At 36.5% G+C, this 22,157-nt stretch carries 37 protein-coding genes and 1 tRNA gene; 7 read left to right on the top strand and 31 right to left on the bottom strand.

The window, feature by feature from the left end; genetic code table 11:
- Positions 1 to 3: 3 nt before the first annotated feature.
- The 9 genes from ORH16_RS10625 to ORH16_RS10585 form a co-directional block, all read right to left on the bottom strand.
- Positions 4 to 573 (bottom strand): HK97 family phage prohead protease, encoded by a 570-nt coding sequence (locus ORH16_RS10625; RefSeq protein ID WP_265458716.1) that lies wholly within the window; start codon positions 571 to 573, stop codon positions 4 to 6.
- Positions 545 to 1,729 carry a phage portal protein gene (locus ORH16_RS10620; protein ID WP_265458766.1) on the bottom strand — a complete coding sequence of 395 codons (1,185 nt, stop codon included), beginning with the start codon at positions 1,727 to 1,729 and terminating at the stop codon, positions 545 to 547. Before ORH16_RS10620 ends, ORH16_RS10625 begins: the two co-directional genes overlap by 29 nt.
- A 67-nt stretch (positions 1,730 to 1,796) precedes the next feature.
- A complete protein-coding gene (locus ORH16_RS10615) occupies positions 1,797 to 3,533 on the bottom strand; it encodes a terminase large subunit (protein WP_265458714.1) in 1,737 nt (578 codons plus the stop codon).
- The gene (locus tag ORH16_RS10610) at positions 3,530 to 3,979 is read right to left on the bottom strand and encodes a P27 family phage terminase small subunit (RefSeq protein ID WP_265458712.1); all 450 of its coding nucleotides are present in this window, start codon (positions 3,977 to 3,979) and stop codon (positions 3,530 to 3,532) included. The genes ORH16_RS10615 and ORH16_RS10610 overlap by 4 nt, the downstream gene beginning before the upstream one ends.
- Positions 3,980 to 4,088: 109 nt before the next feature.
- Positions 4,089 to 4,457 carry an HNH endonuclease gene (locus tag ORH16_RS10605; protein ID WP_265458710.1) on the bottom strand — a complete coding sequence of 123 codons (369 nt, stop codon included), beginning with the start codon at positions 4,455 to 4,457 and terminating at the stop codon, positions 4,089 to 4,091.
- The gene (locus ORH16_RS10600; RefSeq protein WP_265458708.1) at positions 4,454 to 4,858 is read right to left on the bottom strand and encodes a Rho termination factor N-terminal domain-containing protein; all 405 of its coding nucleotides are present in this window, start codon (positions 4,856 to 4,858) and stop codon (positions 4,454 to 4,456) included. Before ORH16_RS10600 ends, ORH16_RS10605 begins: the two co-directional genes overlap by 4 nt.
- Before the next feature lie 197 nt (positions 4,859 to 5,055).
- The gene (locus ORH16_RS10595) at positions 5,056 to 5,691 is read right to left on the bottom strand and encodes a hypothetical protein (RefSeq protein WP_265458707.1); all 636 of its coding nucleotides are present in this window, start codon (positions 5,689 to 5,691) and stop codon (positions 5,056 to 5,058) included.
- A gap of 910 nt (positions 5,692 to 6,601) precedes the next feature.
- Complete coding sequence (locus tag ORH16_RS10590; protein ID WP_265458705.1) at positions 6,602 to 7,180, bottom strand: sigma factor-like helix-turn-helix DNA-binding protein; 579 nt, start codon at positions 7,178 to 7,180, stop codon at positions 6,602 to 6,604.
- An 88-nt stretch (positions 7,181 to 7,268) separates the two neighbouring features.
- Complete coding sequence (locus ORH16_RS10585; RefSeq protein WP_265458703.1) at positions 7,269 to 7,451, bottom strand: XtrA/YqaO family protein; 183 nt, start codon at positions 7,449 to 7,451, stop codon at positions 7,269 to 7,271.
- A gap of 106 nt (positions 7,452 to 7,557) precedes the next feature.
- Between ORH16_RS10585 and ORH16_RS10580 the strand changes: the two genes are divergently transcribed.
- On the top strand, positions 7,558 to 8,100 hold the full coding sequence (locus ORH16_RS10580) for a hypothetical protein (RefSeq protein WP_265458701.1): 543 nt from the start codon (positions 7,558 to 7,560) through the stop codon (positions 8,098 to 8,100).
- Between the two features lie 85 nt (positions 8,101 to 8,185).
- Here ORH16_RS10580 and ORH16_RS10575 read toward each other — a convergent pair whose 3' ends face one another.
- The 13 genes from ORH16_RS10575 to ORH16_RS10515 form a co-directional block, all read right to left on the bottom strand.
- Entirely contained in the window at positions 8,186 to 8,353 is a 168-nt protein-coding gene (locus ORH16_RS10575) for a hypothetical protein (protein ID WP_265458699.1), read from the bottom strand.
- 248 nt (positions 8,354 to 8,601) lie between these two features.
- The gene (locus tag ORH16_RS10570) at positions 8,602 to 9,354 is read right to left on the bottom strand and encodes a DNA methyltransferase (protein WP_265458697.1); all 753 of its coding nucleotides are present in this window, start codon (positions 9,352 to 9,354) and stop codon (positions 8,602 to 8,604) included.
- Between the two features lie 37 nt (positions 9,355 to 9,391).
- Entirely contained in the window at positions 9,392 to 9,580 is a 189-nt protein-coding gene (locus tag ORH16_RS10565) for a hypothetical protein (RefSeq protein ID WP_265458695.1), read from the bottom strand.
- Between the two features lie 38 nt (positions 9,581 to 9,618).
- Positions 9,619 to 9,849 (bottom strand): hypothetical protein, encoded by a 231-nt coding sequence (locus tag ORH16_RS10560; protein WP_265458693.1) that lies wholly within the window; start codon positions 9,847 to 9,849, stop codon positions 9,619 to 9,621.
- A 29-nt stretch (positions 9,850 to 9,878) separates the two neighbouring features.
- The gene (locus ORH16_RS10555; RefSeq protein ID WP_265458691.1) at positions 9,879 to 10,073 is read right to left on the bottom strand and encodes a hypothetical protein; all 195 of its coding nucleotides are present in this window, start codon (positions 10,071 to 10,073) and stop codon (positions 9,879 to 9,881) included.
- Positions 10,074 to 10,100: 27 nt separating this feature from the next.
- Positions 10,101 to 10,355 carry a hypothetical protein gene (locus tag ORH16_RS10550; protein ID WP_265458764.1) on the bottom strand — a complete coding sequence of 85 codons (255 nt, stop codon included), beginning with the start codon at positions 10,353 to 10,355 and terminating at the stop codon, positions 10,101 to 10,103.
- 43 nt (positions 10,356 to 10,398) lie between these two features.
- Positions 10,399 to 10,608, bottom strand: a complete 210-nt coding sequence (locus ORH16_RS10545; protein WP_265458690.1) for a hypothetical protein — start codon at positions 10,606 to 10,608, stop codon at positions 10,399 to 10,401.
- Positions 10,609 to 10,640: 32 nt separating this feature from the next.
- Positions 10,641 to 11,051 carry a hypothetical protein gene (locus ORH16_RS10540; RefSeq protein WP_265458689.1) on the bottom strand — a complete coding sequence of 137 codons (411 nt, stop codon included), beginning with the start codon at positions 11,049 to 11,051 and terminating at the stop codon, positions 10,641 to 10,643.
- 9 nt (positions 11,052 to 11,060) lie between these two features.
- The gene (locus tag ORH16_RS10535; RefSeq protein ID WP_265458687.1) at positions 11,061 to 12,047 is read right to left on the bottom strand and encodes a tyrosine-type recombinase/integrase; all 987 of its coding nucleotides are present in this window, start codon (positions 12,045 to 12,047) and stop codon (positions 11,061 to 11,063) included.
- Positions 12,048 to 12,100: 53 nt separating this feature from the next.
- A complete protein-coding gene (locus ORH16_RS10530; RefSeq protein ID WP_265458685.1) occupies positions 12,101 to 13,024 on the bottom strand; it encodes a phage replisome organizer N-terminal domain-containing protein in 924 nt (307 codons plus the stop codon).
- 10 nt (positions 13,025 to 13,034) lie between these two features.
- Positions 13,035 to 13,838, bottom strand: coding sequence for a tyrosine-type recombinase/integrase (locus ORH16_RS10525; RefSeq protein ID WP_265458683.1), 804 nt, complete (start codon positions 13,836 to 13,838; stop codon positions 13,035 to 13,037).
- 213 nt (positions 13,839 to 14,051) lie between these two features.
- Positions 14,052 to 14,276, bottom strand: coding sequence for a hypothetical protein (locus tag ORH16_RS10520; RefSeq protein ID WP_265458682.1), 225 nt, complete (start codon positions 14,274 to 14,276; stop codon positions 14,052 to 14,054).
- Between the two features lie 54 nt (positions 14,277 to 14,330).
- Positions 14,331 to 14,510, bottom strand: coding sequence for a hypothetical protein (locus tag ORH16_RS10515; RefSeq protein WP_265458680.1), 180 nt, complete (start codon positions 14,508 to 14,510; stop codon positions 14,331 to 14,333).
- Positions 14,511 to 14,587: 77 nt separating this feature from the next.
- Between ORH16_RS10515 and ORH16_RS10510 the strand changes: the two genes are divergently transcribed.
- Positions 14,588 to 15,211 carry a hypothetical protein gene (locus tag ORH16_RS10510; RefSeq protein ID WP_265458678.1) on the top strand — a complete coding sequence of 208 codons (624 nt, stop codon included), beginning with the start codon at positions 14,588 to 14,590 and terminating at the stop codon, positions 15,209 to 15,211.
- 1 nt (position 15,212) lies between these two features.
- Here the strand turns inward: ORH16_RS10510 and ORH16_RS10505 are convergent, their stop codons facing one another.
- Genes ORH16_RS10505 through ORH16_RS10495 form a run of 3 tightly spaced genes read right to left on the bottom strand, consistent with a single transcriptional unit; the run spans position 15,213 to position 15,932 of the window.
- On the bottom strand, positions 15,213 to 15,533 hold the full coding sequence (locus ORH16_RS10505) for a hypothetical protein (RefSeq protein WP_265458676.1): 321 nt from the start codon (positions 15,531 to 15,533) through the stop codon (positions 15,213 to 15,215).
- A 12-nt stretch (positions 15,534 to 15,545) separates the two neighbouring features.
- A complete protein-coding gene (locus ORH16_RS10500; RefSeq protein ID WP_265458674.1) occupies positions 15,546 to 15,776 on the bottom strand; it encodes a helix-turn-helix domain-containing protein in 231 nt (76 codons plus the stop codon).
- Between the two features lie 3 nt (positions 15,777 to 15,779).
- A complete protein-coding gene (locus ORH16_RS10495) occupies positions 15,780 to 15,932 on the bottom strand; it encodes a CopG family transcriptional regulator (protein ID WP_265458672.1) in 153 nt (50 codons plus the stop codon).
- A gap of 162 nt (positions 15,933 to 16,094) precedes the next feature.
- Between ORH16_RS10495 and ORH16_RS10490 the strand changes: the two genes are divergently transcribed.
- A complete protein-coding gene (locus tag ORH16_RS10490) occupies positions 16,095 to 16,283 on the top strand; it encodes a hypothetical protein (protein WP_265458670.1) in 189 nt (62 codons plus the stop codon).
- On the opposite strand, the gene ORH16_RS10485 is transcribed toward ORH16_RS10490, so the two are convergent.
- Together ORH16_RS10485 and ORH16_RS10480 are read right to left on the bottom strand one after the other, a co-directional pair.
- Entirely contained in the window at positions 16,236 to 16,457 is a 222-nt protein-coding gene (locus ORH16_RS10485) for a hypothetical protein (RefSeq protein ID WP_265458668.1), read from the bottom strand. The two genes, ORH16_RS10490 and ORH16_RS10485, sit on opposite strands and share 48 nt — an antisense overlap.
- Positions 16,458 to 16,460: 3 nt before the next feature.
- Positions 16,461 to 16,661 (bottom strand): helix-turn-helix domain-containing protein, encoded by a 201-nt coding sequence (locus ORH16_RS10480; RefSeq protein WP_265458667.1) that lies wholly within the window; start codon positions 16,659 to 16,661, stop codon positions 16,461 to 16,463.
- A gap of 264 nt (positions 16,662 to 16,925) precedes the next feature.
- Between ORH16_RS10480 and ORH16_RS10475 the strand changes: the two genes are divergently transcribed.
- The 3 genes from ORH16_RS10475 (at position 16,926) to ORH16_RS10465 (ending at position 18,984) form a co-directional block, all read left to right on the top strand.
- Complete coding sequence (locus ORH16_RS10475) at positions 16,926 to 17,294, top strand: helix-turn-helix domain-containing protein (protein WP_265458665.1); 369 nt, start codon at positions 16,926 to 16,928, stop codon at positions 17,292 to 17,294.
- Positions 17,295 to 17,304: 10 nt separating this feature from the next.
- Positions 17,305 to 17,730, top strand: a complete 426-nt coding sequence (locus tag ORH16_RS10470) for an ImmA/IrrE family metallo-endopeptidase (RefSeq protein ID WP_265458663.1) — start codon at positions 17,305 to 17,307, stop codon at positions 17,728 to 17,730.
- A gap of 87 nt (positions 17,731 to 17,817) precedes the next feature.
- The gene (locus tag ORH16_RS10465) at positions 17,818 to 18,984 is read left to right on the top strand and encodes a tyrosine-type recombinase/integrase (RefSeq protein ID WP_265458661.1); all 1,167 of its coding nucleotides are present in this window, start codon (positions 17,818 to 17,820) and stop codon (positions 18,982 to 18,984) included.
- A gap of 124 nt (positions 18,985 to 19,108) precedes the next feature.
- On the opposite strand, the gene ORH16_RS10460 is transcribed toward ORH16_RS10465, so the two are convergent.
- Positions 19,109 to 19,181 (bottom strand) — tRNA-Thr (locus ORH16_RS10460).
- A gap of 125 nt (positions 19,182 to 19,306) precedes the next feature.
- Here ORH16_RS10460 and ORH16_RS10455 point away from each other — a divergent pair.
- Positions 19,307 to 19,549, top strand: a complete 243-nt coding sequence (locus ORH16_RS10455) for a hypothetical protein (RefSeq protein WP_265458659.1) — start codon at positions 19,307 to 19,309, stop codon at positions 19,547 to 19,549.
- Between the two features lie 94 nt (positions 19,550 to 19,643).
- Here ORH16_RS10455 and ORH16_RS10450 read toward each other — a convergent pair whose 3' ends face one another.
- The 3 genes from ORH16_RS10450 to glyA form a co-directional block, all read right to left on the bottom strand.
- Complete coding sequence (locus ORH16_RS10450; protein ID WP_265458658.1) at positions 19,644 to 19,931, bottom strand: hypothetical protein; 288 nt, start codon at positions 19,929 to 19,931, stop codon at positions 19,644 to 19,646.
- Positions 19,932 to 20,179: 248 nt separating this feature from the next.
- Positions 20,180 to 20,809 carry a uracil phosphoribosyltransferase gene (gene upp, locus ORH16_RS10445; protein ID WP_265458656.1) on the bottom strand — a complete coding sequence of 210 codons (630 nt, stop codon included), beginning with the start codon at positions 20,807 to 20,809 and terminating at the stop codon, positions 20,180 to 20,182.
- A gap of 66 nt (positions 20,810 to 20,875) precedes the next feature.
- Positions 20,876 to 22,114 (bottom strand): serine hydroxymethyltransferase, encoded by a 1,239-nt coding sequence (gene glyA, locus ORH16_RS10440; RefSeq protein ID WP_265458654.1) that lies wholly within the window; start codon positions 22,112 to 22,114, stop codon positions 20,876 to 20,878.
- Positions 22,115 to 22,157: the final 43 nt, after the last annotated feature.

The following is a 22,157-nucleotide window of genomic DNA, read 5'->3' as shown; positions in this document are numbered from 1 at the left end:
CCATTACGCTAATGCGTCATTTATTTTTTTTATCATTTTTTTTCGGTTTGCAATGTCTTGCTGGACCTCCTGTTTGCTCCTAGCAAGAGCTGCTTCTGTATCCTGATAGGCAGGAAGAGAAACGATTGATACTTCGAATAATTCCACTTCGTTAACTGTACGTAGCACTGGGTCAGTGTTGTAATCCCAAGTTTCCTCAGTTGGAATAAAACCAAAGCTACACTGGTTGATATCTCCTCGATTCATCGACTCAATTAAATCGTTAGCGACCGTTGTATTCGGTAATTCGACTTCGAATTTCAAACCACGATCATCTTCTTCTAATCGAAGCGTGCCACTTTTTGTACGTCCCAAAACTTTGGACCAATCATGGTCGAACAAACATCGAACGTCTGAACCAGACAATGCTCTTAAAAAAGCACCGGGAGAAATCACTTCTTCTAGCCCTTCCCATAAAAGCGTGCGGCTATTAAAAACTGCTGCATAACCAGTAACGATTCGACTATTACTGTCACTATCATCTCTTGTACTCAAGTTGGTGATATCAAATGTACGAATTTCCTTCTTTTTCATTTCCATCACCCCCCTTCAGATTATCGCCAGTAGGCAACGAATCATCTGTAGCTTGATTCCTACCAATTCTTGATAAATCATTTGAAATATAGATGGCTTGTGTTTCTGGCGTATTTTGTTTAGGGAAGCCAAGCATATCTGCTACATTATCTGGACTAGTAATACCGGTACGAACAATGTTGTACCCAATATTGGTTTTGGTTGAATAAGGAACGAAGTCCAAAATATTAATTTTCCATTCTACTCGGTACCCAGAATTTGGCATAAAAAAAAGAGCGGTGTAATGTTCGCCCTTGTTCTTCAATATTGGTTTGATTGCTTTGTTATGCAGATACATCATCGATTTTTCAATATCTGATTTCATCAATGCTTGATAAGTATCTACATTTATCCCTAAAAATTTACCCAAGTCCTTCTTGTATACACCCAAATAATTTAAAATTGCTGTATCGTCAACCGGGCTTTTTAACGTCTCGATTGAATATCCCTTCCCTAAAGGAATCATTTTAACTGTATGATTGTTGTCATCTTGGGTTCCTTCTAACTGGTCTAGAATCTTCGTAACAATTTGAGTTTGCGCACTGTTGTTCGGATTGATGTGCGCATCCAATTTGAGCATAAAAGCAAGTAATCCACCTTTTGAGTATTTATCTGTCAATACCTTTTCAGCACTTAAAACACCTTCTAGTGTGTTTTTTGCTAGGTCGATAATTCCGGCACCTTTTAGTGAATCCGTGCCGATATTTTTAATATGTCGAATCATTTGACCGGGTATATCTTGACCATTCATACTAAATTCTTCTTGCAATCGTTCATTGATTTTAGTAGTAACACCATAAGCTAAATGTAGTTGATCACGGTCTGTTAAAGGAAATGTTTCTCCGTTAATTAGAAGTGTATTTGTTTCTAATTTTGAAAACTCGAAACCCGTTAGATAGTCGTTTGGATTATTTAGGATATTAAGTAAAAAGTGGTCTTTTACTTCTTGACCATTTGGACCAATGACGACTGGCGTGGCTAAAGCTACTTGATTTGAAATATCTTGAACCAATTCATATACGTCAGAGGATTCCATGATTGAATTATCAGTAACATACCTTTGGCCATAACGTGTTGTTTTGCCAAAAATTTCTTCAAGATAGCCTCGTTTTTCCATGAATGAAAATACTGCATTTGAAATCCTATCTCTTAATCTCAATAAGTCTCACCGCCTTTCAAATTTTTTATCTGTAAATACTTCCTAGGTATTCTTTCATTTGACCGTCATCAAAATCAGTCATTTGATCCATTGTTTCTTTGTGGGCGCATAAAAACGCTACGAAACCATCAATCTTCTTTTTAGACTGCTTTTTACTAGGTACTTTTAGACCTTGAGTATTGGTGAATGCTACCACATTCAAGGTACAATAAAGAAACAAAGGATTATCAAATAGTATTCTTTGTTCATGGAATAACCTTTCTGAATCATCAAACGCAGAGTTAAGATATTTTCCATACTGAGGAACCTCGACACATTCAAGCCCTAAATTTTCAAGCCTCTCAACAATTTTGTCACTCATCGCCGGGTCATAGTTAACTTGCTGGATGTCATGCAAATCCATGCAATCCTGAATAAATTGAATAATTTGTTCTTGGTCTATAAATTTGCCATCACAGAATTCAACAAATCCTTGTTCTTCTAATTCTCGATACGGAACATTGTCTTCTTTTTCCCTAAAATCGAGATTTTCACTTGGAATGAAATATAATTGTTTAACTTTTAAAACGGACTTTCCGCTCTCATCCCATGTCGGGAAATTAAGAGATACGCATGTTAAATCCCGTGTTTTGGATAAATCCAATCCTATGTAACAAGGTTCATTCTGTAAGTTACCTAGTTCTTTTGACGGAACTAGACAAGTTTCTATTTGATCTTGTTCGAAAAAGTTATCTGCACTATTTACAAACACGTTTAGATGTTTTGTTAGAAACTCGGCTTTAGAATGAGCGGATCGCTTTGCTGTTTTGAATGCGTTATTTAAAGCAGTAAAGTTGACTGATACTCCCCAATTTGGATTGCACATTTCCCAAACTTTCTGATCAGTCCAATCGTAGTTTTTGTTCGGTTCGTAGATTAATACAAAAGAAGAGTCATTATCGTCATTCTTTAGGACTTCTTTTGCTTCGCGATAAACTCGCATACCGACTGAGCTACTTCCTTTACCTGCAGTTGAAATGTTAAACATTAGCGGTTGACCAACAGCAGCTAATGAAACTTGTGCAGATTTAAAGTTGTCATACTGTTCCATTTTTTCTTGTTTGTGTAACTCATCATTTAAGACAAAATAGGGATTAGATCCCTCGATGTTTTCAATATTTTTGGTCTGAACAATGAAACGATTCTGATAAGCCATATCGTCATACAAATAATCATAAGTAATACCTGCAACTGTTCCTTTTGGTCCTTTAAATACTTTTGTACCTTCAAGAAGCGTCTGATTATTTAGAATTGCTGCGGCAAATGGTTTAGCAGCGTATTGTGCTTGTGTATAATCAGAAGCACATGCATAACAGTCAATTGATAAAGCTCCTTCGCCATACATGGCATAACCAAGCGCACCCACTGCTATCAATGTTTTTCCGTTTTTCTTGGGTATTTGTACATAAACCTCATTTGTTACGCGGACAGTTTCACCATTCTCATTCTCATGTACCCAACCATAGATCCATGAATAAATGAATTTCTCCCATGGCTCTAATAAAAATGGCTTTCCAACCAAATCCCCTTTTGTATGGACGATAAAAGATTCTACCCAATCCATCATTTCATTAGCGCGATCAACATCGAACCAAATATCTTTCCTTTTTTTCCACCGATACCAGCGGTCGATAGCCATTCTTTCAGATTTAGTGTGTTTTTTAGGATTTTTCCTTACTTGTTTAGCAAATAAATCAGCATAATTTACACCGGGTTCGATCATTGCTCCCCACCTGCTTTACGCCATTTATTCCTATGTTTGGCTAATTCATCTACTGGCTTTTCTTCAGGACGAGTTATTTCTTCGTCCTTGCTTGCTGTTGATCCTCCTGTTACTTTTCGACCCGTGGTCGCCTTGTTTGTCAAGCCTAGGAGATCAAGTGCCTTTATTTTCTTATCAGCCCAAGTTTCAACTTGTTGTGCTAGTGGATGCTTTGCTGGATTTGTCGCGCCTGATTTGTTGGTATGCTTTTGAGTTTCTGGAAATCCTTTTTCTTTCCATGCAATAAACTTGTATTGATAAATTTCAAAGATATCTAAATAGGATTCAATTAATGGATCAAGGGTAATCGTATAGATATCGGACAGTTGCATTATATGCAAAATCCGCGCTTTTTCTGCAGTAATTTTTTCATCAATAATCGCTTTACGTTGCGCCTTTGTCGTCATTTTTATACGTACCCCCCTTTTGTTTTTTGAAATTTTAAAAAAACGATGCGCGTAACTCCCTCTGACCTATCTCCCGGCGAACAAAAATTTTCGAAAAGGATAGGGGGGGTTAATCAAAATAAGACGGGAAAACTTTTTTCTCGTCTGTTTCATTTTCTTCAATTACGTGGCAACTTGGACATAATAACCGTATGTTGTTTGGGTCAAGCTTAAGCATGTCGTTCTTCTTGATTGGTACTACATGGTGTCGATGCGCTTGCTTCCCGAATACAAAGCGACCACACCTTTGACAGCAGCCACCTTCTCTTTCATAAACAAAATCAGAAACATCACGCCATGCTTGCGTCCGATAGAATGGTTTGTTCTCATGGTGGTATGCGCTCTTCTTAGCCTTTTTCTTTCGCCTTGGTGCATGTTCCTTACAATAGGTCCCACGTTCTACCTTGACCTGACAGCTATCAAACCCACAGTATTTCATTTCTCTGATTCTTTGATAATTTCTACAATGTCCCCTTTGGCACGAACAGCAGCCGGAATTGTAATCCCGTTCCTTTTCGCATATGCCCGTAAATCCTTGATGCTCATATTTTCCAGTTCCGATGGTTCTTCATCTTTAACAGAATTCTCAACAATCGTAATATCTTGTACATCAATTGCTCCATCTTTATGCTGGATCATTTCGGAAACAACCGTTTTATCTTTTCTGTCTGATTCATCATAAGCAATAATCACCTTATCCCCTTCAGGTGTGATTATCGAATTAGGATTTTCAATCACTTCAAAATCTGGTTCACTCCCTTTGGGTACAAACAATGATTGCTTCTTTTCTGTATCCCAATACTCTGTTCCAGCAATTGTCTTTCTAATTAAAACATTCATAAAAAATCCTCCTTATGTTGTTGTAGTGAATACATAGTATAATCAATACTAAAACAAATTAGCTCTATCCCTTGTAGTGCTTAGGATTGAGCTACTCTATTTGAATCTATTAAACTACCGGTTTTGTACAAAATAAAAACAGCCACAAGGACTGCTAATTAATCGGCCATCGAACATGTAGGTTTCTGGTCATAATTTTAATTTGATATTATGTGTATTCTCCCATCCTCTTCATCCTCGTATATAGTAGATGATTCATCGAATACTCCTCGATTGAAATATAGGAAAATATCCTTTTTACTAGGGTATTTTAATCTGCTAAAAGTCACTGTCTTTACCTTAAAATCATAATTTGTTTTATAGAACGAGAAGCCCACAGGTATTCTTTTCTCGAGACCACCCATAGCCTTTATATTGTCAATTATATTAGGGTAATTTTCGGTTATGTAGGAATCGTTTTTTATATGCTTTTCTAAACCCCAAACAAAATCAACGCCTTTTGCACTGTTCTCGTATATGACACCAGCTCGTTTCGTCTTAAAAATAAATTTAGGGTATGCTACAGCACTTCTAAATAAAACAAATGGGATTCTTTTATCAAAATAAGTTTGTTCAATTTTCGCAGACATTGAAAATGGTGGATTATCTACCACTGCTACATCTTGATAATTATCCAGCAGCAGCCAACTTTCGTGATTTCCTTCAAAAGGAACAACATTTTCATGATATTTTGTGGCCACATTATACAACGGGCTTTCACTGTTTGAGAATGGCATTAGCAACGTGTCATGTTGAAGAATGCCGGAAGGCTCCACTACTTTTTCAAAAAACAAAACTGCGTTATTTTCTGTTGTGTAATATTCATCGTCACTGTATGGTTTTGAAATTTTTATTCATACCTCCACCTTTCACACATAATAAAAAGACCGCAGAAGCGATCTGTATGTAATGTCCCCGCTTGCCACATCATCGAGTAGCGTGCGGGTTATATCCAATTTAAAGCACGATAAAGATCGAACGACCTCAGGCCATTGCCTTTACCATGCTAATAACAACCTACACAGACAACGCCGTGATCTGGGCTGTCTCCTTGTCCTTGTACTTCGGACGCCTCGCCCTCGGTTGCTATGGTTAAGTATTTTCCGTCACTTCTGACAACATACTGGGATAGAATACCGTTCCTATCCATTACGAAACCAACTCGTTGAACTGTAGTTACTCATTCATTCGCTACAGACCGCTAACAAAGCCTGCGTAAGGCAACCTGTCGTATGTCTAACAAGTCTATCAAGCATTATCTCCCTTGACTGGCTATGTAATGGAGATAGCTCAGACTAAAGGAAATGATAGTGAACGTCACTTCCTTAACATTAAATGAGTTTTAATAGTAGCTATCTCCGACAGACCGTTTCCGCAGCCTGTTTTATTTTTATAGTAACCAAAGTCGCTGATGTACAATCTTGGCTACTGTAATCAGTTATCAGTCGCACCGACGAACGCTTTTAACTAGTATGTAGTAATTGAGATTCCGTGGCTGACAACTAATTTATGTACGTGAAACATTCATTTAATCAACACAGCCCGCAAGTCATTACGGGCTGAATTGTATTTCACATCGAAGCGAACTTTACGAGAAAGGAGACTTCCTCCCTTCAAATTTTAAGTTAAGCATCTACAGTGAAACTCTCCTTATATATAGGTTGCTGCCGTATGACAAAAATGGCTATTTTTGAGTTATTTCAGCTAAAACAAGGTAGTTTGCACACCAATCTTAAGGTTTTCTTTAACTTTAGCTTCTCCACGTTTCAAATACTCCTGAACGGTTGTCTTAGAAACTTTCAGGTAGATAGCTGTTTGCTTATAAGAATTACCTTGGCCTTTAATTGAAATGTAAACTGCTTTTTCTTGCGGTGTCAGTCGTGCTAGATAGTCATTTACTTTAGCTAGGTCATCTTCAGACAATTGATTATATTGATACTTGAATTGGTTCATAAAAATTAACGCTTGATCCACATCAGAAACTGAAACTGTTCTTTTCTCATAAGGTAATTTGCTTTCACCGGAGTAGCTTTTCGGTTCCTGTCCCGTCTTCAACCATCTTATTGAAAATTCACTACTTGAAATAATTGAACTAATCTGAGAAGCACGAAGCTTATAATCTTGATAGTCACTTTCAAAATCAGCTGCAAGTTCCCATTCTTGATTCTCCTCGCATTCGGTTACTAGCTTAAGATAAATATCCCGCCTCGCTTTCAGGTGCTTCAAAATGGCTTTCAGCGGCTTCAAATCGTTTATGTATTCTTTGGCTAATTCTTGGTCCATGTTTGTTACCCCCTTTAAAAAGTAAAAAGGCGGACACAAATTAACAGATAGTCTGTCAATCTGTGTCCGCCAGTCGTCTGGTAGGACTTTATTGAAATAGTAATTCCTTTTCTTCTTTAACTCGTTTCACTTTATTATCTTTACAGACGATGTTCACTGTTCCAAAATCAGGTAACTCTGCTACTTTCATTTGGCCATTAGAAATAATTATTACTGCATTCTTCCCTTTGAACTTTTCAATGTCAGCGGGATTTATATTTTTCAGCTCCATTAGCGCCCTCCGTGTTATAATAAATTGACTGATTCATTTGCGCCGGGCGAGAGCTTGGCGCTTTTATTCATCAATTCACAATCGATAAATAGTTAGGACATTGGCCATGGAAATGAATGACAAATTTTTCAAACTTCAAATAACTAAACAAGATGTGCTAAAAATGTTGCTATTTGGTTCGTCAGTAATGGCTGGCATCATCGTTATTATCGGCTTTGGTGTTTACTTACTTTACAAATCATTCAGATTTGATGGTTCAGCAACTCTTTTCTGGATTTTTAAGTCTTTTAGCGCATGGAATTTTATACCGATTTTAGTATGTTTGGGTGTGATTTTCTGGATTTCTAGTATTTTTTTCTTTCAAAGTCTCAGAGATATAATTTTTTTAGTGAAATACCAAGGTATTCTTTTCTATATGGACACTAAGGGAATACAATTTTACAATTTTGACACAAAAGAATTTAAAATAAAAAATTGGTCCGAATTTGAAGATGTTGGTTGCTTCAAACAAGAATCCGAAAAATTATTATATAAATATCAAATTAAGTTTACCGATGGGGATGTTTATGACTTTGATTTACGAGGAACCATCCCAACAAAAGAATTTAAAGACAAAATCGAAGAATTTTATCTTAAGTATAGTGAATAGTATCCATTCACTATACTTTATAAACAAAGATAAAAGTTCTATTCTATGTTGAGGAATGCCATAATGATTACCACAATCTTCTTTTTCATATATTTCGCTCATTAATTTTCTCAGCTGTATTTTTGACCTTTTCCACTACGTTTTCGTAATCCGGAACCATATCTCCGCGAAGTTCATAAAAATAAACCTCATTTACATAATCTAGTGCCTCAGCCAGTGCTAACCATTCTGCTGTTGTTAATTCATTTTTCATTCATATCATCCTCTCTTAGTATGCAAAAGGGGTGGTTAGTTTACTCTGAAAACCACTTTCACATTTTCTTCACACTTTATGTATATTATTCATACAGATTAAATCTTAATGGGGAAGATATTATGAAAAAATATTTGTGGTTCTTAATAGAGTTTCTTTTATCTGCTATTGCTGCAACAATTCTGGTCTTAGGAATTTTGTTTCTGGTACAGTATTTATTTTCTTAACGTAGTAAATCAAAGCGTGAGTTAATTCACTTTACAGTGCAGTAATTTGTTAAAAATATCCTTTACCAACTTCAAAGGTATGTTAGACCTAGCGTTATATGCGCCGCCACTTCTATCAAGTTTTCTAAACTCAACTTCGTTTGGTAGCTTTTCAGCCTTTAGAGAAAGGTTCACATTGCTTTTAAATTTTGTTGGTTTGCTAATTGGGTAATCATAATTGTTGTAATAAGTTAGATTATCAAAAGGTATCGCAAACCCTAAAACCTTATCAATGTAATCCCAAATCTTACTCGTTGCTGGGTTTTCAATTACATAAAATTCCGGCTCATAACGCTTAATAATTTGAATCGTATTAAAAGCACAAAGTTCACCATTGATCCTGTTAAGCAATGATTTTTCTGGTTTAAACTGATACCCAACATAATCAACATAATCTCTAATCGTGAAGCGTGATAAAGGCTTTTGTGGTGCAAACAGACTATCTCCTTGTTCCTGTTTCCAAGAGGCGTTACCATCAGCCATAGCGCTTGCTACAGACCACGATTCGCATGGTGGACTCGCAATAATCAAGTCTGGCTGAGGTAATTGATCTAGAGCAGAGAACATTTCATTTATACCAAAAAGCTGAGAATAATCTGCCAAATTCAAATTGATAAAATGTTCATGTTTATTTTCACGATCAATCCCAATGCTGTAGATTTCAATATCTTCAAAGCTTTTAGCTGCTTGAGAATAGCACCCATTTCCGCTGTCAAATAATCCCCAAATTATCAAAAATCTCACCTCACTTTTTAGTGCATTAAAGCTTCCGTTAATCGAATAGCTCTGGACTATCTTTTTTCATTGCAATTTCTTCCTCTTTTTTTAAAATTGCATAATCTAAAATAATTGATTCAATCAGCTTCGTATCAGTTAGGACTCCACGTCTGTTCAGTGTAGTCTCAACATTTTTTACAAAGTCATTCTGAATGCGGTACATTTCTGTTTCAAACTCTGTCATTATTTACCTCCTTTGAGTGGGCTAAACCCCACTTTTGTTCACTCGACAAGTTCAAGTCCTAAGTATTCAGCTTTAGGAAACCACTCATCGACTACTGGATTTAAAGCAGTAACTTTTCTCGTATTTGATAAATGTGCTGCTTTAGTTCGATATTTAACCATTGGAGTAAGTCCAAACCAGTGAACGCCATAGCAATATCTAATTTGATTGCCCTTTTGCCACCAGCCTACTTTCCAATCATCTAGAGTCGTAAATTCATTTTTACTCATTGTGTTCCTCCTGAAATTTTATTTATGACCTAAGCCTTCAAATCAATCTTCATTTCTTGGTTTTTGTCCAAGGCTGTTTCATCCTCAAAGAATTGGCAATGAATTGTTCCGTCTGGTCTTAGATAAAAAACTGGGAACCATTGTAAAGCTTCATCTTCGTCTCCAGTATCAAGCTTAATTTTTATGCTTAATAATTCTCCAATGGTTAATTTTCTTTCTGCCATATTGTTCTCCTCCTGAGTCTGCTAAAGTTACAAACATTTTTTCAAGCTATGCAGTCCCTTACCTCTTTTTCTAGATTTTCTAAAAATCCAAGTCCCCGTTGTTCCCCAATAATCTACAATACCTTTTGGAGTCTCAATGGTGAACTGTTTGTTTTCAGGATATTCTGTAAAAGGAAATCCTAGCTTCGTGATATTTCTACTAGCATTGGTTCCCATTTTTTCCACATGTCGCTGTCGGCGCTCTTTTAAAAATGGTTTTACATCTCGCCAATATTCACCCACATCTCCCAAAACAGCTCCTCCTCTCAGTGGGCTAATGCCGCCATCACTTAATATCTCTTAAGCTACGCACATAGCCAGCATTCACAAAAAAATATTTCATCCAATTTCCTGCCATTGCGCTGGCTATAGCATTACCGTGTTTAAAAACTGATACATAAGCAAGAAATTCATCATCAATTTGCTGGTTTTGATTATTTTGTTTTTTAAACACAATATCCGACTTGACTTGTTCAATTAGCATATCTATTTTCATGCACACTCCAGTCCACTAAAGCCACAGTTTATCTACTCAGCTTTTTTTATAAACGGCAGTTTCATGTCTTCTTCCGAAAAATCATGAATCGTAGCTAACTCTTTTTTAACTGTATTGTGGACAACATTGTATTCCTTGACCCAAGCGCACATTCGCCAATTGTTAATTCCAAGGCTCTTGGCGATTTCAGCATTGGTATAACCCTTGCTTTTCAAATATAAAAAGTTTCCTCTTGTTAATGAATTTAGCCACATCCTGGGAAGCGGTGGGCGTTGCCTCGTTATTTTTTCATGTTTTACATTGCCTAGCCCTGTTGCTTCTGTGTACTTCACAACTTCAGCCGCTTTCTCCGGGTTTTTATCCCAATCATCTTCTTGGATAAGGTAATACAACCCTAAGCGTTTTTGCCTTTTTTCCTCAATGCGTTGTTTTGAAATAACCATATAAACCTCCTAACCAAAATATTTTTCATGCAATACTTTAAGATCGGTGTCACTAGTGTCAATGTAACCTTGTGTGGTTCCGAGGTCTTCATGACCGAGAAATAGCCTGATTTTGTTAATATCAAGATCTTTCTTATACGCTAAGGTCGCTGCAGTTCTTCGAAACTTGTGAGGGTGCGCATGAATACCCACTCTATACGCAATAGCTTTAATAATTTTCTGAATACCGGATATACTACATTTATTTTGATTTTTACCTAAAAGAATAGGCCCTAAATCGTGCGGAACTTCCCTTAAATAATTTTCAACGGCCAACTTAGCCTTAGCGTTCACAAAAACAGTTCTTTCCTTGTTCCCTTTTCCAATGACAGTTATGGATCCTTGTAGTCGATTGTAATTACCTAATTGAAGGCTACAAAGCTCTGAAACTCGACAGCCAGTTGATAGAAACAGCTCTATTACAGCTTTTTCTTTTACTGTTTGAGTAGCATTTCGTATCATTTCAATCTCATAATTCGTGAATGCTTTTTTTAACCGCTTTGGAACTTTAGTCTTTTCCACTCTGTTATCTATATTTTTAGATATAAACTCTTCAATGTGAAGCCATTCAAAAAATCTGCATATAGAGCCTCTTTCTCTGGCGATTGTTGCCTTTGAGACCTTATCGATTAATTCTCGATTAGCTAAGTAAAATCGGATATCATTTGTTGTAACATCGTCAAATGACTTTTTAACAGTCGCTAGAAAATGATTGATTGTCCGCATATAGAGTTTGATTGAGCCCTCAGCTAACCCTTTTAACTTGAGGGAAATAAAATATTGCTGATAGGCTGCTGTATCTCCTGTTGCATCATAAACCATGAGTTCATTTTTGCTCTCTGCTATATCATATTTTTTTAATATTAAGGTCATTACTAGTTTAACTTTGCGTAATTGCTCACTATTAAATTCATGGTTCAAATTAGCCAAAACATCATGGATTAGTTTGTCTTTCATAATACTTTTCCCCTTCTGTTCTCACAGTAACTGTCAAAAGGCGCTTAATATTGTCAGCCCGGTCCCTTCACAAAATCTTTCAACATATCATCGAGTTCAGCTTGCCTTTCTGGAGAAATTGACGCTACCGATTCAATTTCTTTTTTATTCTTCATCCAACTTGGTACTTTTTCTTTTTTATTCTTGCGACTCTGGCGATAATTTGATTGACTCTTATCTTGCCTATACTGTTTTTCGTACTCGTTTACTTGTTCAACAGTATTGACATTCGCGTTCTGCCAATTCCTAAGAACCGCTTCAAGGAAGTTGATTGATTTATTCTTTGGCACATCATTTGTGCCAGCTGTACGGATTGCTTCGTTTACCAAGTCATCTGAATAAGATCGAATTAGTTCTGCTAAGTCTTCAGTTTGAAATGCATTAGGAAACTTCCATAATTTCTGATAAGAAACCACGGACTTCCAAATTTCAGGTTCGGCAGTTGCTGTTGTCTCTTTCTTTAACTCTAACTCTATCTCTTTCTCTAACTCTATCTCTGGTGGATTTTTGTCTGACTTTTGTCCGGACATTTGTCCGTCTATTTTTAGTAAATTATTCTTTTCGTTTTCTATCCTCATACGATATTCCCTTTTGCGATCAGCTTCCGTACTGGAAGTACCTATAAAGTTTTGAATATCAGCAAGGTAAATAGCACCGTTATCTAAAATCTCCATTAGTCCTAAATCACGAAAGATAGTGATAGCTTTTTCGATATCTCCCACACTATGCCTCGTAACTTTAGCTAACATAGTTGAATTAAAAGGGATTCTTTCGTTAAACATCAAGCGTCCTTCATATTTTAAACTCCTAAGATACAATTTCAGCAATATATTAGAGTAAACATAACCGTCAGGCATACTTTCTAATACAATCATTTCATCACTATCAAAGAAATTATCTTTTAACTTTAGGTAATAATATTTTTTGTTGTCTGACATAATAGAGCCCTCATTCATTCCTAATTTCACGATATTTTTCACTTAATTCATTTGTACTAAGCTTCGTATAAATCGTGGTAGTTGCTATGCTTTCGTGTCCAAGCATTTGTTGTAAATCTGTTGAATCGCCACCGTTTGCGATAAATTCTTTTGCAAAAAAATGTCTTACAGTATGCGGATAAACTTTTTCTTTTTTTACCTTCGCTTTACCGGCAATTGTCTTCAAACGTTTGCGGTAAAAATCTTGCGACTTATGAAAAATAATGGTTGAGATTCGTCTTTTACGGCAGAATTTCTTCAACTTCTTTTTTACAAATTGAGGAATTGATATATACCTTGTTTTTCCTTTATTTTTTATGGTTACAATTCGAAGTTCTAATTCATCGGCCCGGATGGAACAAGCTTCTGAAATTCGTAAGCCAGTACTACCAATTAGCAGAATGAACAAGTACATTTCTTCATCGGCATGCTTTAACAGTTGACGGTATTCTTTTTTATCGATTGATTCTCTGTGAACTTTCGTTTGTACTTTTAAATATTTCAAGCACAAATCGTGTCGATCTAACCAATTGAAATAGATGTTCAGGATGACAATTTTTTGATTTATTGTCTTTAGCTGGTATTTTCTTCCCGGTCTATACTCGTCTTCTTGTAGATGCTGCTTGTACTCAATTAAGACTTCTTTCGACAAATCTAACCGGCGATTCACTAAAAATTTATCCAACTGCTTTAGAGTCACCATGTAATTTTTTATCGTATTTTTCTCCGTCTCATTTTCAAGTAAATAGTTTCTATACGCTGTTAAATCAAGCATGCTGGGCCCCCTGCGCGACTATTGATTACATTATATAATCAATACTAACCTAAACACCCTAGAAACATTGTTGTAGCAAGGTTTACAGGCGTTTTTTGAAGATTGATTATTTCGCTGTTTTTAGTCGTTTCTTTTTTGTTATTTATATGGTAAAATACATACAAATAAACATTCCATTGGACACAACTATGCTTGCAGGCGGTTGTGTCTTTTTTAGTAGACATTTCCATAATCCCAACTTAAAATCACTTCATCATCAACGTGCCTTACTTCTATCCCAGCATCCATTAGTTCATCTTCAAAATCAGCATCAAAACCAATTTCAGGTAATGTCAGATGTTTCTTTGTATCTAATGCCGCTTGTAAAATTTGGCCTCTTACTTTTTGTTGGTATCCTTTTTTCATGTTTGCTTGGATTAATTCATTCGTTAAAATCATTTATCAAAACTCCCTTCTTCTAACACAATCTGCTTGTACATTTTTAGCCATTCTCTATACGCTTTTAGCATCTTTGCCCTCCGTATCCTCTACGTCATAATCAACCCACAAAGCGCTAGCTACGGCTCCTAATAGGGCAAGAATCACTCCGATAATTTCTAGGTTGAGCAGTTGTCCTAGTGATAATCCAGATAAGATTAAAATCACGAATAATGCTAGTTGACGTTTTTCCATGTAGTCGGATTCCTCCTTTGGTATAATTTCCTTATCAGCAAGTGGTCTGCTGAAATAACTGATAAGGTGGAAATTAGATGGACATAATCGGATGGATAACTTTTACCATTGCTGTACTCGGTGCAACTACTGGTATTGCTAGTTTCGCAATTACTTTAAGAGATTATTTTTTAACTAGACCCAAACTTACAATCAATTTTTCAGAGGATCAAACTCCGTTTTTTTTAAATAAATCTTCTTACAAAGAAAAAAATGAGAATCCTTTTCCTGGGTATAGCGACCTCTATACTGTTGGGTATATACCGCTTCAATTTGTAAATCGTTCTGTGTATCCAATTACTATAATGTCTATTTGTATAACTAAATTGAATGGTAAAAATGAAAAAAAACTGAAACATTGGGAAGGCTTCAAAATACCTTCTAAATATCTTTTTTATCATACAGTTAGTGGCGTAATGGTTTCATACAGTGTTTTTCCATCAGTACAATTTCCGTTAAAAGTTGAGAGTTTTGATTACCAAAGATTTGGTATTTATTTACCATTCTTTGATGATTTCGTTTTGAATAAAAAACATTCTCATAAATTACAAGTACTTATAAAAACTACTCGAAAAGATTACAAATTTATTTGTTCTTTAAAGGAACTAGACGAGATATTTCTTGAAAATTTTCCTCAATATCGTGACAGGTACAAAAAATAAATTAAAAAGTAATAAATTTTGAAATTATCGCACCAGTAATTCCACATGCAATTAAACTTACAAAAAACATAAATATACTTGGAAAAACGAAAGTCAGTCCTATAGAGAGTATGCTAGTAAGTAAAGCAAGGATTATTACTATAGTCGCTTTACTACTTTGCCTGTAAACCTCTCTCCTAAGTTTTTCTATTTTCATGTCGCGTCTTTTTGCTGATTCATGTCCGTTGACGTAGACTTTTCGTTCAAGACACCCCATAATTGTTTGAAGTATTTCCGCTTGCCTCTTTTGTTCTTCTAAAATTATATTTAGTTTTTCGTTCATGTCGTTGCCTCCTTATGTTGATTTATTGGCTACATACTCATATAGAGCCAGAGAACTAAACTTCCAATCCTTGCCAATACGAACCCCAGGTACTTTTCCTTGTTCGACTTCTTTGATTAAAGTAGGAACACTAGTCGTCAGATACTCTGATGCTTGTTTAGAATTCCAAACTTCATTCGGTATATCATTCTCGGCAACAAGAATTTTTAAATCATCTAAATTTACTAATGCAAGATTGGTCACCACTTACACCTCCTGTTTCGGTTTCTTTTCTATGTATTGCCATAACGCTTCAATAATCAGAGCGTTTTTGGAAACACCTTTTTTCTTAGCAGCCTTATTGACTAAAACGTCTAATTCATCAACTAACCTTAAAGTAGTAATTTTTCGTTGTATCATTTCCATACCTCCTAAGTGGTTTCTAAGTGAATTCACTTTACATACAAAATATATAGTGAATTCATATAGATGTCAAGTGAAGTCATTTAAATTCTTTTGATTTTTTTTACTATGCTTTATATAATCAAAGTGAATTCATTTTGAAATCAAAGGAGAGATATTATGGCTACTGCAAAAAGACAATTTACTATGAGAATGCAACAAGAAAATTTTGATAAGATTAAACATATTTCTGATGAAGAAAAACGCTCTATGGCTGCTGAAATAGAGTTATTGATTGAAAAAAAAATATCTGAATATGAATTAGCTAACGGCGTTATCGAAATACTCCCACAGGGCAAAGACGATTAAACTTTTGATGCCATGGCCCTTTCGCTCCGCTTCTTGTTGAATCCTTTCATACAGGTCAACTGGTAGTCGGAGCGTTGTTTGTTTTTTCACCATTGTTCTTTCTTCATTCGGTATATCATTCTCGGCAACAAGAATTTTTAAATCATCTAAATTTACTAATGCAAGATTGGTCACCACTTACACCTCCTGTTTTTCATTATCAATTAGATAATCCATCGTGACTCCGAAATACGAAGCCACCTGCTTCAGCTTAGAGGATGTTGGATTCGAACTTTTCCATTTAGATATAGAAGAAGAACTAAAGTCTAAATCACGTTCTAGTTGATTAATCGAAATACCTTTAGCATCGGCTAATTTTTTAATTTTGTCGTAAATCACTAATTCCACCTCCATTCAATCGGAATAAATTCCAATATATTACGTTATACTATTGACAAATATTGGAATTTATTCCATAATATAGGCATACAATTACAGCACACATCATCTTTATTTTGTTGGTCTGGGGAGACAATAACAACTTCTAGATAGCTTTTAGTGTGCCGTGGAATCTAACCTATGAACTTAGTATATTGGAATTTATTCCAAGTGTCAAGCATTTATTCCAATGTGTTTTTGTGACGGTTTTTTGAGGTGGAAAGAATGAGTTTAGTTTATAAGATTAAAGAACTTACAAGTCGCAAGAGCATCACTTTAACTGAATTAGAAAGGATTCTCGATTTTAGTCAAGGAAGCATACGAAAATGGGATAAACAGCCTCCGGGTATAAAGAAATTGCAAGCGGTGGCAGATTACTTTGATGTAACAACTGATTACCTACTAGGCAGAAATCAAGCCCCTAAATGGGCGAACAAAGACGATTTAATTGAGTTAGATAAATTGTTAGATTCAAACGTGAACATGGCTTATAATGGCGAGAATTTGACACCAGAGGAAATACAACGAGTAAAAGATATTTTGACTGGGGTATTTTGGGAATATGCTGAGAAGGATAAGAAGCTGAAAAAATAGAGGTAGCGGTATGGATTATTTAGAACTGATTGCTAAATTAAAATCTTTAAGCGGGAGTTACAATCCCTTTATTATTTGCGCCTTTTTAAATATTGATATTCGGTATGTTCCGTTTCTAGATAACCCTCGAGGCCAATTTCAAGAGATTTTAAACAGGAAAGTTATTTTCTTATCCGATTCATTAATGGAAAGTCCAGAAAGATTTTATGTGTGCACTCATGAGTTAGGTCATGCACTGCTGCATGAAGGGATATCCAATTACTACGTACTAAACAGGACAACTAGGAGTAAAATGGAAAGTGAAGCCGATCGTTTTGCCACAAACATTTTGCTTAGTTGTCACAAAGAAGATACAGGTTCATATCCTAGAAAATTTGAACATTTGCAAACGGCTTATGGTGTTCCTTTGAAATCGGAAAGATATTTACTAGATTAAGCTTATTATTTTTTAGCAAAAAAACGAACATACATTCTTTTTTTGAATTAGAGATAGGAAGTAGTTAGGGAAGGAGCTTACTTTGTTATGGCTGTAGAGAAAGGGACTGTTGAAAAAAGAGGAGATAAATTCAGGCTTCGTGTTACTGTTGGTTATAACGAGAACGGCAATCCAATTAGACTTAGCAAAACTGCTGATTCGTTAACACTTAGAAAAGCATATCTCGAACTTGATGAGTGGATAGCGGACTTGGAAGAACACGGTTATGAAGATGTGACAACTATCACTTTTTCACATTTCTATAACAATATGTGGAAAAAAGAAGTAACTACAACATTGGAGCCCAGAACAATACGTGAATACTCCGACATAATCGAAAAACGTTTCTTATCTTCATTATCCAATAAAAAGATGACAGAAATAAAACCATATCAAATTAAAGACATTGTCATGGCTGCACAACCACTTTCAAAAAGAAGTCAGGTTCTTTCGAGAAAAACAAAGAAACGTTTTTTAAACGCCCTTAGTAGCGTTTTTAACGTCGCAAAAGACCAATATAGGATAATTAGCCACAATCCCGTTTCCGACGTTAAACTACCCAAGGAAGCCCTTAAAAAGAAGTCTACACCTGAACCTTATTCTATTGAAGAAGTAAACAGATTACTAACAGCTTTGGATGATGCGGCTTCACAAAAAACGAAAGCTATAGTCCTGACTGCTTTCTTTACTGGAGCTAGAGAAGGAGAAATAGCAGCTGTCGAAGAAACCGACTTCGATTTTATCAACAACACTGTACACTTTCATCAACGGATTGTTTTAAATGACAAGAAGCAATATTTAAGACGAGATGGTCTTAAAGCTTCCGATTCTAAAATTATCCCTGTACCTCAGAACTATATGAATTTCATGCAAGGCTTTATCTTAATCAACCAAGAAGCAAGAAAGAAGCTTTGTATAAACCCAAAACACAAGTATGTATTCGGCTCACCAGAAGGAAACTTCGAACTCCCAACATCTTTATATAGAAATTGGATTCGATTTGTGAAACGCTCTGGACTTCGCGAGATTCGCTTTCACGACCTTAGACATACCTCAGCATCTTTTTTACTAGCCGATCCAAACATCCCAATTAAAGCAGTACAAGAACTTCTAGGACACAAAGATTACAGGACGACAATGAACATATATGGACATGCGTTGGAGGAATCAAAAAGAGCAGCAAGCGATAGATTCTCAAGTCTATTAAGAGATTAATACGTTATTTAAAAAAATATTTTAAAAATCTCTGCCCCATTCTCTGCCCCAAACAGCAATTTATTGTAAAATAAAAAGCCGTCACATCATCTACAAACGTTGATGTGACGGCTTTAAATTAAGATGCCAGCTGCAGGAATCGAACCTGTGACCTACGCGTTACGAGTGCGTTGCTCTACCGACTGAGCTAAGCTGGCTTTAGAATAACAAAGAAAATTATAGAACTTTTAGTATATTTTGTAAAGCTCAAACCCCGCAAAAGTCAAATATATGAAATATTGACCAAAATTTGTTAGAATAGAAATAGAAAGAGGGTTATTGCATGGGAACATTTGGAAAATTTGAAGCTACTATCGACCCGTCCGCACTTGGCAAGTCGTTTACAACTGGAACCCCTGTCGCATTTATCTTTAGAAATCAAGGTCAAACTGGTACCATTACCAAACAGCTGAAAAATTCAGCCGTCGTTAGAATGGATGAAACATCAGAAAACAGTTCTTTGATTTCACAGTCCAATGGTGTTGTTATTATCAATTACAAGGAACTTCGTAAATTAAATAGCTAAGCAACTAGTGTCAAAGTTTTAGACAGCTATCAAAGGAAAAATTCAGCATTTCGCTGAGCTTTCCTCAGCGGCGTCTTTAGCTTTGGCGCTTTTTTTAAATGACAATTTTACGGTCAACCTCTTTAAAGCCGTAAATCGGTTGTTTTTGTCCCTTTTGCCACTGCATTAAATAGCGATTTTTGTGAAGCATCAGCTGGGTATAAAAATCCTTCATCGCCATTGGCGGCTGTTGTTTTGCTGAATACAACACTAAGTCCCCCGCTTCATCTAATTGAAGCCCGGTGAAAGCCACTAATTTATCATGTTCTGTCTGATAAATTCCCACAAAATCTCCCCGCTGCGGGCCGTTCATTAAGGCGGTTAATAATTCCTGACTTCGCAAATGGATTCCCCCTAGTTTTTTTAGTGAATGATTTTCAACGTCCTTCAAAATGAATTCTAGCATCAGGGACAATTAAAAAAATTGTCCTAACAAAAAATGAGACTGCTTCTAAGTTTAGCCAACTAGCATTGAACACAAGGAAAGCGGCGGATACTCCGCTATTTTTTACAGCACAGCCTTTTAAAACCGACCGCAATGGTTCTGTTCGTTTGCCAGAAGTAAACTTAGAAACAATCTCATGCTTCACTTTATTTTGTACCGAAGAGACGGTCGCCGGCGTCCCCTAAACCAGGAACGATGTAGCCATGCTCATTTAATTTTTCATCAAGAGCGGCGGTATAGATATCAATATCTGGATGGGCATCTTGTAAGGCCTTGACGCCTTCAGGAGCAGAAACTAGGCAGACAAATTTGATATTAGAAGCGCCATGCTTTTTCAAAGCATCGATTGCCATGATTGCTGAACCGCCAGTTGCTAACATCGGATCAACAACGAACAGCTGACGAGCTGCAATATCTTCAGGCAGCTTTAAGAAATATTCGTGGGGCTCTAAAGTTTCTTCGTCCCGGAACATTCCGATATGACCAACCTTCGCTGCAGGAATCAATTCTAAAATTCCGTCAACCATGCCTAAGCCAGCTCGTAAAATTGGTACGATTGCAACTTTTTTACCGGTTAAAGTTTTTTGCACACTTTTGGTCATTGGTGTTTCAATTTCAATGTCTTCTAATGGCATATCCCGTGAAACTTCGTAGGCCATCAGCATGGCAATTTCATTGACAACTTCCCGAAAAACTTTCGTGCCGGTATCCTTTTCCCGAATGATAGTTAACTTGTGCTGAATGAGTGGATGGTCAATTACTTGGAATTTTCCCATTTTTAAAATCTCCTATCTGATTTTTTATGTCCTAAACTTTCCTAAAGAAAATTTAACTGGATAATTTTAAGCGTAAAGCGGGTGATTATTTGTTAAAGCCAATACTTCTTGATGAACTTCTTCTAATGCTGCTTGATTGTTTTGGGCCTTCAGCGCTCTAACCACTAGCTCTGCCACTTGACGTGATGCTGCTTCATCAAAGCCACGGGAGGTAATCGCTGGTGTGCCAATCCGAATGCCGCTGGTTTTAAATGGGCTCAAGCTTTCAAAAGGAATCGAATTTTTATTGACGGTGATGCCAACAGAATCCAAAATTGTTTCAGCTTCTTTACCAGACATTCCTAAGTCGGTCACTTCTACTAATAATAAGTGATTGTCAGTGGCACCTGAGACCAAGCGGACTTCCGGTGTTTTATTAAAGACATCTGCCATTGCTTTGGCATTATCAATCACTTGCTGGCTGTATTCAGTAAAGCTTTGGTCAAGGGCTTCTTTAAAGGCGACTGCTTTTGCGGCAATCACATGTTCTAAAGGTCCCCCTTGAATGCCCGGGAACACTGCACTATTTATTTTTTTAGCCAATTCTTCATCATTGGTTAAAATCAAACCGCCGCGAGGGCCTCTTAAAGTTTTATGAGTCGTTGAGGTCGTAATATCAGCATAAGGCACTGGATTTGGATGCAGACCTGCTGCAACTAAACCAGCGATATGCGCCATGTCCACCATTAATTTTGCGCCAACTTCATCAGCGATTTCCCGAAACTTTTTAAAATCAATGGTGCGGCTGTAGGCACTTGCTCCAGCTACAATTAATTTCGGTTGATGTTTGCGGGCTAAAATTCTTACCACATCATAATCGATCACTTCAGTCGCTGGATCCACGCCGTAAGGCACGAAATGATACGTTTTGCCACTGAAATTGACCGGAGAACCGTGGGTCAAATGACCGCCAGCAGATAAGTCCATCCCGAGAACTGTATCCCCAGCTTCAATTAATGAAAGATAGGCTGCTGTGTTCGCTTGTGAACCTGAATGAGGCTGAACATTGGCAAATTTTGCGTCAAATAATTCTTTGGCCCGCTCGATGGCTAAATTTTCCACCACGTCAATAAATTCACAGCCGCCATAATACCGGCGACCTGGATAGCCTTCAGCATATTTATTGGTCAGCACGCTGCCTTGTGCCGCCATGACACCTTTGGACACGATATTTTCAGAGGCAATTAACTCCAAATTATTTTCCTGCCGTTGGTATTCATGATTAATCGCATTCCATAAATCCGGATCAAATTCTTTAAAATCCATACTGACAACACCCTTCATGACATTATTTTTTATTGAATTGTAT

The organism is Enterococcus sp. HY326 (genome assembly GCF_026157065.1).
Lineage (GTDB): Bacteria > Bacillota > Bacilli > Lactobacillales > Enterococcaceae > HY326.
Note: the sequence above shows the minus strand (reverse complement) of the source record. Positions and strands in the feature narration are given on the sequence as shown.

What these genes read in the sequence shown, in the direction of transcription:
- ORH16_RS10600 (WP_265458708.1), bottom strand. Translation starts at nt 4,858, where the DNA reads ATGAATGTTTTAATTAGAAAGACAATTGCTGGAACAGAGTATTGGGAT.
- ORH16_RS10615 (WP_265458714.1), bottom strand. Translation starts at nt 3,533, where the DNA reads ATGATCGAACCCGGTGTAAATTATGCTGATTTATTTGCTAAACAAGTA.
- ORH16_RS10470 (WP_265458663.1), top strand. Translation starts at nt 17,305, where the DNA reads ATGGATTATTTAGAACTGATTGCTAAATTAAAATCTTTAAGCGGGAGT.
- ORH16_RS10545 (WP_265458690.1), bottom strand. Translation starts at nt 10,608, where the DNA reads ATGAAAATAGATATGCTAATTGAACAAGTCAAGTCGGATATTGTGTTT.
- ORH16_RS10515 (WP_265458680.1), bottom strand. Translation starts at nt 14,510, where the DNA reads ATGGAAAAACGTCAACTAGCATTATTCGTGATTTTAATCTTATCTGGA.
- ORH16_RS10510 (WP_265458678.1), top strand. Translation starts at nt 14,588, where the DNA reads ATGGACATAATCGGATGGATAACTTTTACCATTGCTGTACTCGGTGCA.
- ORH16_RS10560 (WP_265458693.1), bottom strand. Translation starts at nt 9,849, where the DNA reads ATGAGTAAAAATGAATTTACGACTCTAGATGATTGGAAAGTAGGCTGG.
- upp (WP_265458656.1), bottom strand. Translation starts at nt 20,809, where the DNA reads ATGGGAAAATTCCAAGTAATTGACCATCCACTCATTCAGCACAAGTTA.
- ORH16_RS10575 (WP_265458699.1), bottom strand. Translation starts at nt 8,353, where the DNA reads ATGAAAAATGAATTAACAACAGCAGAATGGTTAGCACTGGCTGAGGCA.
- ORH16_RS10585 (WP_265458703.1), bottom strand. Translation starts at nt 7,451, where the DNA reads ATGGAGCTGAAAAATATAAATCCCGCTGACATTGAAAAGTTCAAAGGG.
- ORH16_RS10505 (WP_265458676.1), bottom strand. Translation starts at nt 15,533, where the DNA reads ATGAACGAAAAACTAAATATAATTTTAGAAGAACAAAAGAGGCAAGCG.
- ORH16_RS10475 (WP_265458665.1), top strand. Translation starts at nt 16,926, where the DNA reads ATGAGTTTAGTTTATAAGATTAAAGAACTTACAAGTCGCAAGAGCATC.
- glyA (WP_265458654.1), bottom strand. Translation starts at nt 22,114, where the DNA reads ATGGATTTTAAAGAATTTGATCCGGATTTATGGAATGCGATTAATCAT.
- ORH16_RS10555 (WP_265458691.1), bottom strand. Translation starts at nt 10,073, where the DNA reads ATGGCAGAAAGAAAATTAACCATTGGAGAATTATTAAGCATAAAAATT.
- ORH16_RS10565 (WP_265458695.1), bottom strand. Translation starts at nt 9,580, where the DNA reads ATGACAGAGTTTGAAACAGAAATGTACCGCATTCAGAATGACTTTGTA.
- ORH16_RS10620 (WP_265458766.1), bottom strand. Translation starts at nt 1,729, where the DNA reads ATGGAAAAACGAGGCTATCTTGAAGAAATTTTTGGCAAAACAACACGT.
- ORH16_RS10605 (WP_265458710.1), bottom strand. Translation starts at nt 4,457, where the DNA reads ATGAAATACTGTGGGTTTGATAGCTGTCAGGTCAAGGTAGAACGTGGG.
- ORH16_RS10530 (WP_265458685.1), bottom strand. Translation starts at nt 13,024, where the DNA reads ATGTCAGACAACAAAAAATATTATTACCTAAAGTTAAAAGATAATTTC.
- ORH16_RS10535 (WP_265458687.1), bottom strand. Translation starts at nt 12,047, where the DNA reads ATGAAAGACAAACTAATCCATGATGTTTTGGCTAATTTGAACCATGAA.
- ORH16_RS10625 (WP_265458716.1), bottom strand. Translation starts at nt 573, where the DNA reads ATGAAAAAGAAGGAAATTCGTACATTTGATATCACCAACTTGAGTACA.
- ORH16_RS10590 (WP_265458705.1), bottom strand. Translation starts at nt 7,180, where the DNA reads ATGGACCAAGAATTAGCCAAAGAATACATAAACGATTTGAAGCCGCTG.
- ORH16_RS10495 (WP_265458672.1), bottom strand. Translation starts at nt 15,932, where the DNA reads ATGATACAACGAAAAATTACTACTTTAAGGTTAGTTGATGAATTAGAC.
- ORH16_RS10455 (WP_265458659.1), top strand. Translation starts at nt 19,307, where the DNA reads ATGGGAACATTTGGAAAATTTGAAGCTACTATCGACCCGTCCGCACTT.
- ORH16_RS10540 (WP_265458689.1), bottom strand. Translation starts at nt 11,051, where the DNA reads ATGGTTATTTCAAAACAACGCATTGAGGAAAAAAGGCAAAAACGCTTA.
- ORH16_RS10520 (WP_265458682.1), bottom strand. Translation starts at nt 14,276, where the DNA reads ATGATTTTAACGAATGAATTAATCCAAGCAAACATGAAAAAAGGATAC.
- ORH16_RS10610 (WP_265458712.1), bottom strand. Translation starts at nt 3,979, where the DNA reads ATGACGACAAAGGCGCAACGTAAAGCGATTATTGATGAAAAAATTACT.
- ORH16_RS10490 (WP_265458670.1), top strand. Translation starts at nt 16,095, where the DNA reads ATGGCTACTGCAAAAAGACAATTTACTATGAGAATGCAACAAGAAAAT.
- ORH16_RS10580 (WP_265458701.1), top strand. Translation starts at nt 7,558, where the DNA reads ATGGAAATGAATGACAAATTTTTCAAACTTCAAATAACTAAACAAGAT.
- ORH16_RS10525 (WP_265458683.1), bottom strand. Translation starts at nt 13,838, where the DNA reads ATGCTTGATTTAACAGCGTATAGAAACTATTTACTTGAAAATGAGACG.
- ORH16_RS10465 (WP_265458661.1), top strand. Translation starts at nt 17,818, where the DNA reads ATGGCTGTAGAGAAAGGGACTGTTGAAAAAAGAGGAGATAAATTCAGG.